This window comes from Nitrosomonas sp., from assembly GCF_019752095.1.
GTDB lineage: Bacteria > Pseudomonadota > Gammaproteobacteria > Burkholderiales > Nitrosomonadaceae > Nitrosomonas.
On sequence record NZ_JAIEMO010000003.1, the window covers coordinates 125786 to 137891 of the forward strand.

Consider the following 12106-nt stretch of genomic DNA (forward strand, 5'->3'; position numbering starts at 1 on the left):
AATCTGAATAAAGGGATACACGATAAAACCACTACCCGCCCTATATTTCTTGCGCATGCAACACACGTATATGCACTGCCACACAGCGTGCCAACGAATGCAACTCATATCCACCTTCCAGCACGGATACAATCCGGCCCTGTGAATATTGATCCGCAATCGTCCTGATCTGCTGCGTGATCCAAACATAATCGTCATCGCTCAAATGCACCTGCGACATGTCATCATCACGGTGCGCATCAAATCCGGCGGAGACAAAAATCATTTCAGGCTTGAATCGATCCAGTGCCAGCAACCAATGATCGTTCACCGCTTGGCGGAAAACTGTACCATCGGCATCACGCCGGAGCGGCACGTTGATCATGCGATCATTTCCGCTATTGGCGCCGCTGTACGGATAAAAAGGATGCTGAAAAGTGGAACACAGCATGACCTGCGGATTATCGTGAAAAATTTCTTCGCTGCCGTTGCCGTGGTGCACGTCAAAATCCAGAATTGCAACGCGCTGCAACTGATGATGCTGGATTGCGTGCGCCACGCCGACTGCGACATTATTGAACAGGCAAAACCCCATGGCGCGATCTGATTCCGCGTGATGACCGGGTGGGCGGGTAGCGCAAAACGCATTACTCACTGTGCCCATCAAAACCAGATCGGTGGCCAGCACGACCGCTCCGGCGGCACGCAATGCGGCGTTGAGCGTAAAGGGATTCATCGCGGTATCCGCATCCAGAGCAATCAATCCAACGGCTGGAGCAGCTTGCCGGATGCTTTCGATATAACCCAAGGCATGCACGCGCGCCAGTTGATCTGTTGTTGCCAATGGCGCTTCATAACATTGCAGTTGCGCCAGCAAGCCCGCGGCATGCAATTCATTTTGGATCGCAGTCAAGCGCTGCGGGCATTCCGGATGCCCCATGCCCATGTCATGCTTGAGACAATCCGGATGACTGATATAAGCAGTTTGCACGTTATTTCCTTATTCGCTGAAATCTAAGATTGATCATAGTCACGCTCCTCAAACGCAGTTTGCGCCAAAAGGTAAAGTTTATACAATCAATCAGCTATACCATGATAAATTATCGGCATTGAAAAAGCTGTTACGTTTAATTGCATGTTTTCGTCATATGGGGAGTCACGGATGAACGAGTTTATTACCACGATGTTGAAATTTGTTTCGATTGAAACGCTGATAGAAAGAGGTTGGCTGGAAATAGCGCAAATTTTAATGCCGGTTTTCACTTTAGTTTTAGTATTTCTTGGACTCAGTTTTTATATCCAGCATAAAGGGTGGAAAACTATAGCCTCTGTGATATGCGCCACCCTGGCTTTGGTTTATTTGCCCTATGAATTCTACCGCCAATCGCTGATATTAACCCGGGCGGATGCTAATATCAGTCAGATTCAAGGTAATTTGCAGAACTTATTGGATTCCGCCAATTTGGCGCATATGAAAAGCATTGCGGATAAAGAAGCCACTGCGAGTTTTTTAGATGAAATGATTCATGGCCTTAATGAGCAAAAGAAAAAGGAACTGATACTGATTTCCTGGCTGGTTGCGGAAAATGAAAAAAACGCGCTTGTTCAAATTGACGGCAAGCAAAAGTTGCTTGCGGATGATCTCAAATCCAGCTTAACCGATGCAAAAACCGAAATTATCGATTCGCGCCCGCCGGTGGAGAAAATTTCGGATACGATTGTGAAAAAACTGGACGAAGACGTCAAAGTCCTGGTTGAAATGAAAATGCAAGGATTCAAGAAAGAAATTGACGGTTCATTAGAAGATTTTAAAGAAGCTATCAATACTTTTGTTCAGGATGAACTTAATAATTACCAAACGAAATTGGCGGGCATTACGCAACAAAATGTGGATGAATTAAGAAACTACTCCACTCGAGCCAACCACGCCTTTGCTGAGCAAGCCAAAAAAATCAATCAAGAATCCCTGCTTAGACTGGACGCGACCAAAGAAAAAGTTGAAAGCTTGAGTGCCGCGTCGGATACCGGTTTAAAGAATGTTGTCAAACAAGTGAATCAGCTTTCAGCCTCTTTAGAGACTGCACAAAAAAAGAATGATATTTTATTTGAATATAATGAATGCATGAGAACTACCGGTATGCTGGATTTAGGTGGCAAGAGTGAACAATGCAAGGCTAAATATCAAGAGGATATGAGCAGCTTGAATTAAGCGCAATGACACAAAATGTAACGATAAGTTTTTGAAAACTGGCGGGAAGAATTCAGTTGGTGCAATTATGATCATAATTGCGCCAACTGAGAAGCAAAGATCGAACAGAAAATTATCAAGCTTGGAAATGAATGGGCATAGAAAGATGTTACATGGCATACACTCAGATGCATGCGCTTTGGTTGATTGTCACATCTGCGACTGCAAGTAGTTCTGTAATCCTATTTTTCCTATCAGCCCCAATTGTTTTTCCAACCAGTACGCATGGTCTTCCTCTGTTTCTGCCAACATCACAACAAGAATTTCCCGAGTCTGATAATCTTGCTCCTGCTCACAAGCAACAATGGCATTTCGCAATGCAGTCATCACAGCCCGCTCCAGATCTAAATCGTTTTGCAACATTTCCGGAACGTTACTGCCAATTCTCAACGGACTGCGATTGCCCACAGCAGGCGTGCCCTCGAGAAACAAAATCCGTTTGATCAGATGATCTGCATGCTGCTTTTCATCATCCATTTCATGATCAATCCGTTCATAGAGCTTACTGAATCCCCAATCCTCATACATCCGTGAATGCGTGAAATATTGATCCATCGCCGTCAGCTCACCGGCAAGGAGTTTATTCAGGATATCGATAATTTTAGTATTGCCTTTCATAAGAATACTCCTTCGATTATGTATCAGATTGCAGGTGGCCCCTATTTTCACTGTTTTAAACAACTCAACGAGGCGGTCAGACAAGAGCAACCTGCTGTTTGATTCAAACACTATGCATTATAAGAATCAAACATCAGAAACACAATAGCAAATCATTGATAATAAATGATAATAATTCTTGATGCCGTTCTCATTCTAATTCTTGAAGTGATCCCGTTGATTCAGGCAGTTAAAACAAATCGCCACAACTCAGTCGTCAAAAATCGCCAAATACTCAGCAAAAATAAATACGCGGTTACGGGTTTGCCCAGTAATTTCCTGCAAAATTCCATGCATACACATCGCAGCAACCAGTTCATTGGCAGCCTTGTAGCTGATGTCGCATATTTTTTGGACTGCTTCGACACTGATAGCTGGCTGCATGAACAAGGCATTGAGCAAACGTTGTGCGCTCGCGGTCCTGCGCCCTAAGTTAGCCTGCAGAACCTGTTCCAGTCGAACTTTCAAAGCAATAATGTTGGATAAAGTTGTTACAGCCAGCGACGCCGTTTGCTCTACTCCAACCAGAAAATACTTAAGCCATTGCAACATATCGTTTTTCTCACGCACCACCATCAAATTATCATAATACAGCCCCTTGTTCTTCTCAAAATAACTTGAGAGATACAGCAACGGTTGTCCCAGAATCCCTTTGCTCACCAGAAACAAGGTGATCAACAAGCGCCCGATACGCCCGTTGCCATCCAGAAACGGGTGTATGGTCTCAAACTGATAATGCGCAATTGCGATACGTATCAAAGCAGGAACATGAATATCCTTATTGTGTAAAAAATGTTCCAAATCACCCATCAAATCATTCACATACTCATGATGCGGCGGTATAAATACAGCATCCGCCAAACTATGACCGCCTATCCAGTTCTGACTGGTACGAAACTCACCAGGCATCTTGTGTTCACCACGGGCACTTTGCAACAATATCGCGTGCGTTTGTTTTAGTAACCGTGAAGATAAAGGCAACGTTTGCAAATTGCTGATCGCCTGATTCAGAGCAAGCGTGTAACTTTGCACCTCGTGCCAATCATCACGTTGCTCGGGCGATATTTCCGATTCCGGCAGCACCGCCTCACGGATATTGGTTTGTGTTCCTTCGATGCGGCTGGAAACTACCGCCTCCTTGGTTACATGCAATTGAATGAACAAATCTGTATTGGGCACTAGGCGCGCAAACGAATTGAGCTCCCCGAGTTTGACAGCTGCTTTTTCCAGCAACAGATTTATCTGCGGCGTTTGCCACATCCATTCGTCATTGATTCTGGAAGGCAAGAAATATCGGTATTCATAACCTTTCTGATAATGCCCGGATTGATACTGCTCAAGCTGTATGGTCATGTCATGTACATGCGGAAAGTAACATATAAAACGCTTTATAATACTTTCATCGAAGAAAGTAAAATATAAACAATTTTATGTTACTTTGATGGGGCTTTAGCAGGCCAATTGAAAATCGTTTTCGAAACAGCTGATGCAAAGCAAGAACAGGTGAAAAAGCGCAATTTATGCCTAATAAATACGCATTTTGTACCTGTTTTTAACACCGCAACGGCAATACAGATAGTTTTTCAATGGCCTGCTAAATCATTTGGCGCAATGACATTCAGTCATCCTCAGTCCAGAAATCCAAGATTCGCCAGACACGTTTCAGTCGCAGCACCCAGGCACAAATGAATGGTGGTGAAGAAACCCGGCCATTGTCGGCGTAAATAGCGATTAGCCAAATTGGTCAATCCTTGTTGCGCTGAATATCCCGCTTTACGCTGTTTTTTCTTGTTACGTTCGATATCTTTAATAATAGCGAGTCGTGCTTGACACAGCCTGTCACAGTTGAGATTGAGCATATCTATAGTGTGCTGCACCAAAGTCTGCAGATCAGGATGACAATTACCAGGCCAAGCAAGGGAAGCCGCGCAGTTAGTTGGATCTGGCGATAATTTTCCGGTACTTTTCTCCAGACCAAACAAACAGGACGAGGCGACCAATTCTGCGGGATTAATAATCCAGCCTTCACACTGCGCCGGCAGTTTTCCGGATTGGATCATCTGATCCTTATGGGCATCGCAACTAAGATTGTCAGTCAATGGTTTTTGCGTGTATGGAGCATCCCCATGCTTGTTGGATCCCCCTGAACACACACCCAACAAGTTATTCCAGTCTAACGCCCAGTTATGTGCTTCAGACGTATCTGACTTGGGATGAAAATGCTCAATTCTGCATTTAAGTGGATCGTTATCGCGAATATCAATCTCGCAAAATGCACAAATCCCCCCTTGATCAGCAATCAGTTGAGCGCGGCAGGCGGCATAGACATCGGGGCCTTTGGAATCGAGATCGCTCTTCATCTGTTCCCAAGTGCTGCTTGGAGCGGCACGACGATAGCGAGCAAGTTCGTCGGGCTCTCGTTGCCTGAGCACTCGCTTCATTCACCCAGTTCCCACTTGCGGTTTTCGATGCGCAAGTCCGCTTCCAGCAATTCAGGCTCATTACCTTGGTAACGTGCATCTAAAATTTCTCGCAACTCCCGAGCGCGGATGCTGTTCCATTGATCATTATCAACGAGAGCAAGGTATTCCTTCAGTTCCTTAGTCGCTGTAATGGCCGGTGGGCGTATGTCCTGCAAACCTAATACCTGCTTAAGTAAGCGCCCTGGCTCTGCACCTTCAGTCCCAGGTGGTGCGGCATAAACATTGTTTCCCCGCAGAATGCGTATGCGTTCCGATGAAACTGTAGTCAGCACCTGCGGGCTGTGAGTAGTAACAATAAATTGCAAACTCGGAAATGCAGTAACCAAGTTTTGCAAAACGACCTGCTGCCATTCGGGATGTAGGTGCATATCCACTTCGTCGATCAAGATTACGCCGGGAGTTTCCGCAGCCGCTTGAGCACCAAGCTGCGGATTCAACTTGGTGGCGCGAAAAGCAATATCGGCTACCATACCAATCATGTTGCGGATGCCGTCGCTCAAAAGGGAAACGGGTAATTCGCCGTATTGTTCATGATGGGCCACGAGTTCTTCGCGAGACAACGAATAATTAATGTCTTTCCAACCGGAAAGGGAAAGACAAGCGTTGACTGCACCGCCAACTGATTCCAGGTAGTGATCAAACTCGGTAGACTCGTAGGCACGACCAGCTTTGTTTGCTTCTAACTGCCCCTTGAATGCGTTGGTACTCCAATAGCGAAACCAAGCAACGAAGGATTTATAACTAGAACCAGGATCCAAGCAATCGGTATATCCAATGGTACGCGAGGTTCGCGCTAATTTTTTCCCTGTTTGTTTTTTCTGTTGCCACAAACGGCCAGTACCATAGTAGGCTAGCAAAGGAAGTATGATGTCAGTGCCAGGCGTTCGTACAGCTTCTTGTAGCCGCTTGCCATAGTCGATCAATTCCTTGGCATCCTTGACGGTGGTTCTTGCCTTAGTTGGTCCGGCTAGGTCGCGCTTCCAGATTGCGGGTCCGAATCCGCCAATTAATTCAAGTATACTACCTGGGATAAATCCAGTTGCTTCCAGTCGGATACCTTTGGGTGCGTATTCCATTTCATTGGTGGTTGTTTCACGAACACGTGTCAAACGAATGTCGGTTGATTTGAAACTCTTTCCAACACTTTCGTTAAAGGCACCGATATAAGGACCGAAAGCTACGGCAATGGCATCCAAAACAGATGTTTTGCCTGCGCCGTTTGATGCGACAAGCACTGTTAGTTGCGGATGGAAGTTAATGTCGAGCGCTTCAAAACAGCGATAATCACGGAGTCTTAGTTTTTGTATGTTCAGGTTTGGCATGGGAGCAAGTCCTGCATTTGACATTCTTACCTTTTCCAATTGTCATTATCACGCGATATAGCGCTTTGGCAACTCAATGCATAAAGGCCTTCAATCAGTGCATTATAAATGCATTTAGATTAGCAAGTCGTTGAAAAAATAGCTGCATTGCCACTGCAGTGTTAAAAATAGGCTCAAAATGCTCATTTATCATGCGTAAACTTCGCTTTCCGCTTGTTTTTGCGAGGCACGAAAACGCTTTTCACCGGACTGACAAGAAACCAGAATAAGGGCTTATAACACAGCCCTCTCTCGTTTGTATGGCCTAACCATATTCCTTAAGCTCCTTCCGAGCAACCAGATACCCCGGATAAACACCCCCCACCAATTCCCAAAACTCAGCAGAATGATTCATCTCAATCAAATGCGCCAGTTCATGCGCCACGACGTAATCAACGAGATGCAGCGGCATTTGGATCAAACGCCAATTCAGGTGTATGAGGCCACGGCTGTTGCAGCTGCCCCAGCGGGTTTTAGCGCGCGACAAACGGAATGGCGGAACACGTACATTAAGTGCTTGGGCATAGATCGCGATACGCTGCTGAAAGCAGGCAATGGCTTGCTGATAGTACCAAGCCATGACGAATTTCTCGATTTGCCGAGGATTGAGTTGCGGTAAGGATTGTTCAGCAGTTCGCGCATTCGCAGTTTCATTGATGAAATACCGCACCATTTCAATTTCGCCCGATGATTTCAGCGCGACATGCCACGGTTCACCCAATAATGGATAGATCGCATCTCGCGTCCATGACATGGCAAGGCTTTTTTTGTTTTCCCATTGTTCCAGCTTTTTCGTGATCCAGCCCGCTTTTTCCCGCAGGATGGTTTCGATTTGGGGAAGCACGGTTTGCAGCGGTACGCTGATGCGCAAGCCCTGATGGTCAATTGTTAAACCAATGGATTTGCGCTTACAACGTTTGAGTGTGTAAGTAATTTCCTGACCGTTGAGAATGGTTTGAGCAAGCACTCTTATGGTTTTTACTAGCTCTTCTGCCTAATGCGAAGCATTTCAAACTCAATCCAGGCCTCCACCTGCGCATTCAATTCGCCGGGTTCCATGCCGGTGGGGTCGATTGGCTTGCCGATACTGACAGTGATGGTGCCGGGGTGTTTGACGAAAGAATTTCTCCCCCATAACTCGCCGGCATTGTGTGCGACCGGCACTACCAGCGTGTTTGTATGCGTTGCCAGCCATGCGCCACCGATACGATATTTGCCGCGCTGGCCGGGCGGAATACGCGTACCCTCCGGAAAGATCACAATCCAGAATCCTTGCTTTAACCGGTCTTTGCCTTGCTCAACAATCTGTTCCAATGCTTTCTTTTTGGCGCTCCGGTCGATCGCGATGGGGCTGGTCATGGCCAAGCCCCAGCCGAAAAATGGGATGCGCAATAACTCCTTTTTCAGTACCCACACTTGGGGCGGAAAAATTTTCTGGAAAGCTAATGTCTCCCATGCCGATTGATGTTTGGACAACACGATACTCGGAGTTTTCGGGATATTTTCCACACCGATGATCTGATAACGAATACCACACAGATTGCGCAGTAAAAACAGCATGATGAAGGTCCAGCTGGAAGTAACCCGATACCGATTATGCGGCGATAATGGAAAACAGGCTAATGTCAGCAAAGCATATGGCGGCGTAATGATGATTTGCAACAACATATACAGTGTTGAGCGAAGAATGGTCACTATCATGTATTTTCAATCAGCGCGTGGGCCATCGCAGCCAGATTCTCAAAAATCTGTGTATTAGCGGGGATTTCACTCTCATTGCGCGTTACTTGTCCATGCCCGGTCAACACCAAGATTGGGATTGCACCAACAGCCGCAGCAGCTTGCAGATCCTTTAATGAATCACCAACAACCGGAACATTCCTTAAATTGACACCGTAACGTTGCATGATTTCATCAAACAAACCGGTCGCCGGTTTACGGCAGGTGCATTTGTCCGCATCCGTATGCGGGCAAAAAAATATCGCATCGATGCGCCCGCCAACATGATGAATTGCTTTGTACATTTGGTCATTAATGGCGTTGTAAGTCGTCATATCGATCAAGCCGCGACCAATGCTCGATTGATTGGTGGCAATGACTACGCGATAACCGGAATGCGTTAACCGGGCAATGGCCTCCAGACTGCCTGGAATGGGAATCCATTCTTCCGGCGTTTTGATAAAGGTATCACTGCATTGGTTTATTACACCCGTTTGGTCGAGGATGATCAGTTTCATGCTAACTAACCGCCAATTTTGAAAGATCAGCTACACGATTCATGGTTTGCTGAAGTTGTTTCAATAAGGCAAGCCGGTTATTGCGTAGTGACTCATCTTCAACATTCACCATCACATGATCAAAAAAAGCATCGATCGGTGATTTGAGCTTGGCAAGAGTTTGCAGCGAAGCGGTATAATCACCTGCTGCAAAAGCTTTTTCTATTTGCGGCAATAGGGTTGTTAATGTTTGATGGAGCACCTGCTCAGCTTCTTCCTGCAATAGCCTGGCATTTACTTCATCATGGATGCTACCTTCCGATTTCTTGAGGATATTGCCCACCCGCTTGTTGGCTGCTGCCAGGCTGATGGCTTCAGGCAATGCTGCAAAAGCCCGCACGGCGGCGAGACGCTTCGGAATGTCGCTCAGATTCTGCGGACTCAGACTGAGCACAGCATCGACTTCCTGCGCGGTGTAACCTTGTTCGCGTAAACTTCCGGCGAGTCGCTCATAAACAAATGCCAGCAATTGCTCATGTGATTCTTTTGGCACTCGGCGTGAAAATAATTTATGAACAGTTTCGTTATCGAAATATAAAGCAATTCTTCCTACTTTTTTTATAGACTCCATCCAATGCTGAGGAATCTCTTTATCTTCAATGACCTCAACAGTCGACCGAATTAATTGGCCCAATTCAAGCGATAAATCCTTTTCAATCAAGATGCGAATAATGCCCAAAGCATAGCGCCGCAATGCAAACGGATCCTTGTCACCAGTTGGAATTTCACCGATACCGAACATATTAACCAGTGTTTCCAGCTTATCCGCCAGCGCTAGACAAATGCCGACCTGATTTTGTGGCAATTTATCTCCGGCAAAACGTGGCTTATAGTGATCTTCAATAGCATAGGCGATATCGTCACCCAACCCCTCTTGTTGCGCATAATAACGTCCCATGATGCCTTGCAGTTCTGGAAATTCGCCCACCATGCCAGTCAAAAGATCCGCTTTTGCCAGCATGACCGCTTTAGCGACCTGGGCGGCTAGTCTGTCACCATCTAATTGTTGCCCGATCATACTAGCGATCGCACGGACATATTGCATACGCAAGCCCTGTGTTCCAAGCTTGCTATGGTAAATCATCGTATCCAATTTCCAAGCTCGCGATGCCAATGTATCTTTACAATCTTGATCGTAGAAGAATTTAGCATCGGCTAAACGCGAACGCACCACACGTTCATTTCCAGCGATCACTTGCGTTGGATCAATGGGCCGGATATTGGAAACCAGCAGGAACTTGTTGGCCAATTTTTCCTGCGCATCGAGCAACGGGAAATATTTCTGATTCGCCTTCATGGTCAGAATCAGACATTCCTGCGGCACTTGCAGAAATTCTGCATCGAATTTGCAAACTAGCACATTAGGATGCTCGACCAATGCGGTCACTTCGTCCAGCAAAGCATCATCGTCAATCGGGGTAAGATTTTCCTGTGCGGCAGCTAAAGCAAGCTGACGAACGATTTCGGTGCGGCGTTCAGCAAAACCTACAACGACCGCGCCTTCGGTAATTAATTGCTGCACATAACTGTCGGCATTGTGCAGTACGATGGGATTGACCCTCGCTTCAAAACGATGCCCTTGTGTCTCGCGTCCGGCTTGCAAACCTAGAGTATTGACAGGGACAATATCTGCGCCATGCAACGCGACCAATGCATGCGCGGGGCGCACAAAGTTGACGCTGCTCCAACCATCCGCCAATTGATACGTCATCACCTTGGGAATCGGTAATTGACTGATCGTTTCCTGCAACGCTTTTTGCAGGCCGTCGGTCAACGACGTGCCTTTGACGGTGTTGTCCAGAAATAGTGTTTCGGTTTTACCATCCAGCGCGCGTTTGAGCTGTGGCACGACTGTAGCATCCACGCCAAAGCTTGCCAGTTTTTTCAATAATGGCGGTGTTGGATGGCCTTGCGCATCCAGGCCGACGGTTGCTGGCATTAGTTTTTGAGTAACCGCTTTATCGGCAGCTTGCGCAGCCACGTTGCTGATATGCACTGCCAGCCTCCTCGGGGTTGCATAGGAGGCGACGGTTGCATCTTTGGTTATCAATCCTTGCGCTTCCAGGCTGACCGCCAATAATTGCGCAAAGCTGTTACCCAATTGTTTCAGCGATTTGGGTGGCAATTCTTCCACTAATAATTCAACGAGCAGGTTCTGGGCCATCATGCAGACTTCACTATATCGGGCATTTGTTCGACCCATTCGCGCGGGGCCATCGGGAAAGGAGGATTCAGGCTTGCGCGGCTATCGTAATACGCCTTGGCGACTTGCCGCGACAAGTTGCGGATGCGCCCGATATATGCGGCGCGCTCTGTGACCGAAATAGCGCCGCGTGCATCCAGCAGATTGAACGTATGCGCGGCTTTCAACACTTGCTCGTAGGCAGGCAGCGCCAATTGTTTTTCGATAAGATGATTGGCTTGCGCTTCATGCTTGCCGAACGACAGAAACAGAAACTCGGTATCGCTCTGCTCAAAATTATAGATTGATTGCTCCACTTCGTTCTGATGATACACATCGTGATAAGTCAATCCTTGGGTCCAGGTTAGGTCAAACACGCTTTCCACGCCTTGCAAATACATCGCAAGCCGCTCCAATCCATAGGTAACTTCACCGGTAGCTGGTTTGCAATCAATGCCGCCAACCTGTTGGAAATAGGTGAATTGCGTCACTTCCATGCCATTGAGCCAAACCTCCCAGCCCAAACCCCAGGCACCCAGAGTGGGATTTTCCCAATCATCTTCGACCAAACGCACGTCGTTTTGCGTCAAATCAAACCCCAGTTCGCGTAACGAGTCGAAATATAAGTCCAGAATATTCTTCGGTGACGGTTTGAGCACTACCTGAAATTGATAATAATGTTGCAAGCGATTCGGGTTGTCGCCATAACGCCCATCTTTCGGTCGGCGCGCTGGTTGTACGTATGCCGCTTTCCAAGGCTCAGGGCCGATGGCACGCAAAAAAGTAGCGGTATGGCTGGTTCCCGCGCCGACTTCCATATCGTAGGGTTGCAAAATCGCGCATCCTTGCTTATCCCAATACCGTTGCAAGGTCAGGATGATTTCCTGAAAAGTAAGTGTTGACATGAAGAATCTGGATTG

The 12106-nt window shown here is 46.9% G+C and carries 11 protein-coding genes; 1 reads left to right on the forward strand and 10 read right to left on the reverse strand.

The window, feature by feature from the left end; genetic code table 11:
* Positions 1 to 40: 40 nt before the first annotated feature.
* The gene (locus tag K2Q13_RS00795; RefSeq protein ID WP_292918745.1) at positions 41 to 970 is read right to left on the reverse strand and encodes a histone deacetylase family protein; all 930 of its coding nucleotides are present in this window, start codon (positions 968 to 970) and stop codon (positions 41 to 43) included.
* A gap of 171 nt (positions 971 to 1141) precedes the next feature.
* Between K2Q13_RS00795 and K2Q13_RS00800 the strand changes: the two genes are divergently transcribed.
* Positions 1142 to 2188, forward strand: a complete 1047-nt coding sequence (locus tag K2Q13_RS00800; RefSeq protein WP_292918746.1) for a hypothetical protein — start codon at positions 1142 to 1144, stop codon at positions 2186 to 2188.
* A gap of 189 nt (positions 2189 to 2377) precedes the next feature.
* Here K2Q13_RS00800 and bfr read toward each other — a convergent pair whose 3' ends face one another.
* From bfr to glyQ, 9 genes are all read right to left on the reverse strand, one after another.
* Positions 2378 to 2845 (reverse strand): bacterioferritin, encoded by a 468-nt coding sequence (gene bfr, locus K2Q13_RS00805; RefSeq protein WP_292918747.1) that lies wholly within the window; start codon positions 2843 to 2845, stop codon positions 2378 to 2380.
* A gap of 249 nt (positions 2846 to 3094) precedes the next feature.
* Entirely contained in the window at positions 3095 to 4237 is a 1143-nt protein-coding gene (locus tag K2Q13_RS00810) for a Fic family protein (protein WP_292918748.1), read from the reverse strand.
* Positions 4238 to 4512: 275 nt separating this feature from the next.
* Complete coding sequence (locus tag K2Q13_RS00815) at positions 4513 to 5325, reverse strand: retron system putative HNH endonuclease (protein ID WP_292918749.1); 813 nt, start codon at positions 5323 to 5325, stop codon at positions 4513 to 4515.
* On the reverse strand, positions 5322 to 6713 hold the full coding sequence (locus K2Q13_RS00820) for an AAA family ATPase (protein WP_292918750.1): 1392 nt from the start codon (positions 6711 to 6713) through the stop codon (positions 5322 to 5324). The genes K2Q13_RS00815 and K2Q13_RS00820 overlap by 4 nt, the downstream gene beginning before the upstream one ends.
* Positions 6714 to 6993: 280 nt before the next feature.
* Positions 6994 to 7695: a SprT family zinc-dependent metalloprotease gene (locus tag K2Q13_RS00825; RefSeq protein ID WP_292918751.1), complete on the reverse strand. Its 702-nt coding sequence runs from the start codon at positions 7693 to 7695 to the stop codon at positions 6994 to 6996.
* A gap of 14 nt (positions 7696 to 7709) precedes the next feature.
* Positions 7710 to 8429: a lysophospholipid acyltransferase family protein gene (locus K2Q13_RS00830; protein ID WP_292918752.1), complete on the reverse strand. Its 720-nt coding sequence runs from the start codon at positions 8427 to 8429 to the stop codon at positions 7710 to 7712.
* The gene (gene gmhB / locus K2Q13_RS00835) at positions 8426 to 8965 is read right to left on the reverse strand and encodes a D-glycero-beta-D-manno-heptose 1,7-bisphosphate 7-phosphatase (RefSeq protein WP_292918753.1); all 540 of its coding nucleotides are present in this window, start codon (positions 8963 to 8965) and stop codon (positions 8426 to 8428) included. Before gmhB ends, K2Q13_RS00830 begins: the two co-directional genes overlap by 4 nt.
* A 1-nt stretch (position 8966) precedes the next feature.
* Positions 8967 to 11171 carry a glycine--tRNA ligase subunit beta gene (glyS, locus tag K2Q13_RS00840; RefSeq protein ID WP_292918754.1) on the reverse strand — a complete coding sequence of 735 codons (2205 nt, stop codon included), beginning with the start codon at positions 11169 to 11171 and terminating at the stop codon, positions 8967 to 8969.
* Positions 11168 to 12091: a glycine--tRNA ligase subunit alpha gene (gene glyQ / locus K2Q13_RS00845; RefSeq protein ID WP_292918755.1), complete on the reverse strand. Its 924-nt coding sequence runs from the start codon at positions 12089 to 12091 to the stop codon at positions 11168 to 11170. Before glyQ ends, glyS begins: the two co-directional genes overlap by 4 nt.
* Positions 12092 to 12106: the final 15 nt, after the last annotated feature.

What these genes read in the sequence shown, in the direction of transcription:
- K2Q13_RS00800 (WP_292918746.1), top strand. Translation starts at nt 1,142, where the DNA reads ATGAACGAGTTTATTACCACGATGTTGAAATTTGTTTCGATTGAAACG.
- bfr (WP_292918747.1), bottom strand. Translation starts at nt 2,845, where the DNA reads ATGAAAGGCAATACTAAAATTATCGATATCCTGAATAAACTCCTTGCC.
- K2Q13_RS00810 (WP_292918748.1), bottom strand. Translation starts at nt 4,237, where the DNA reads ATGACCATACAGCTTGAGCAGTATCAATCCGGGCATTATCAGAAAGGT.
- K2Q13_RS00815 (WP_292918749.1), bottom strand. Translation starts at nt 5,325, where the DNA reads ATGAAGCGAGTGCTCAGGCAACGAGAGCCCGACGAACTTGCTCGCTAT.
- K2Q13_RS00820 (WP_292918750.1), bottom strand. Translation starts at nt 6,713, where the DNA reads ATGTCAAATGCAGGACTTGCTCCCATGCCAAACCTGAACATACAAAAA.
- K2Q13_RS00830 (WP_292918752.1), bottom strand. Translation starts at nt 8,429, where the DNA reads ATGATAGTGACCATTCTTCGCTCAACACTGTATATGTTGTTGCAAATC.
- gmhB (WP_292918753.1), bottom strand. Translation starts at nt 8,965, where the DNA reads ATGAAACTGATCATCCTCGACCAAACGGGTGTAATAAACCAATGCAGT.
- glyS (WP_292918754.1), bottom strand. Translation starts at nt 11,171, where the DNA reads ATGATGGCCCAGAACCTGCTCGTTGAATTATTAGTGGAAGAATTGCCA.
- glyQ (WP_292918755.1), bottom strand. Translation starts at nt 12,091, where the DNA reads ATGTCAACACTTACTTTTCAGGAAATCATCCTGACCTTGCAACGGTAT.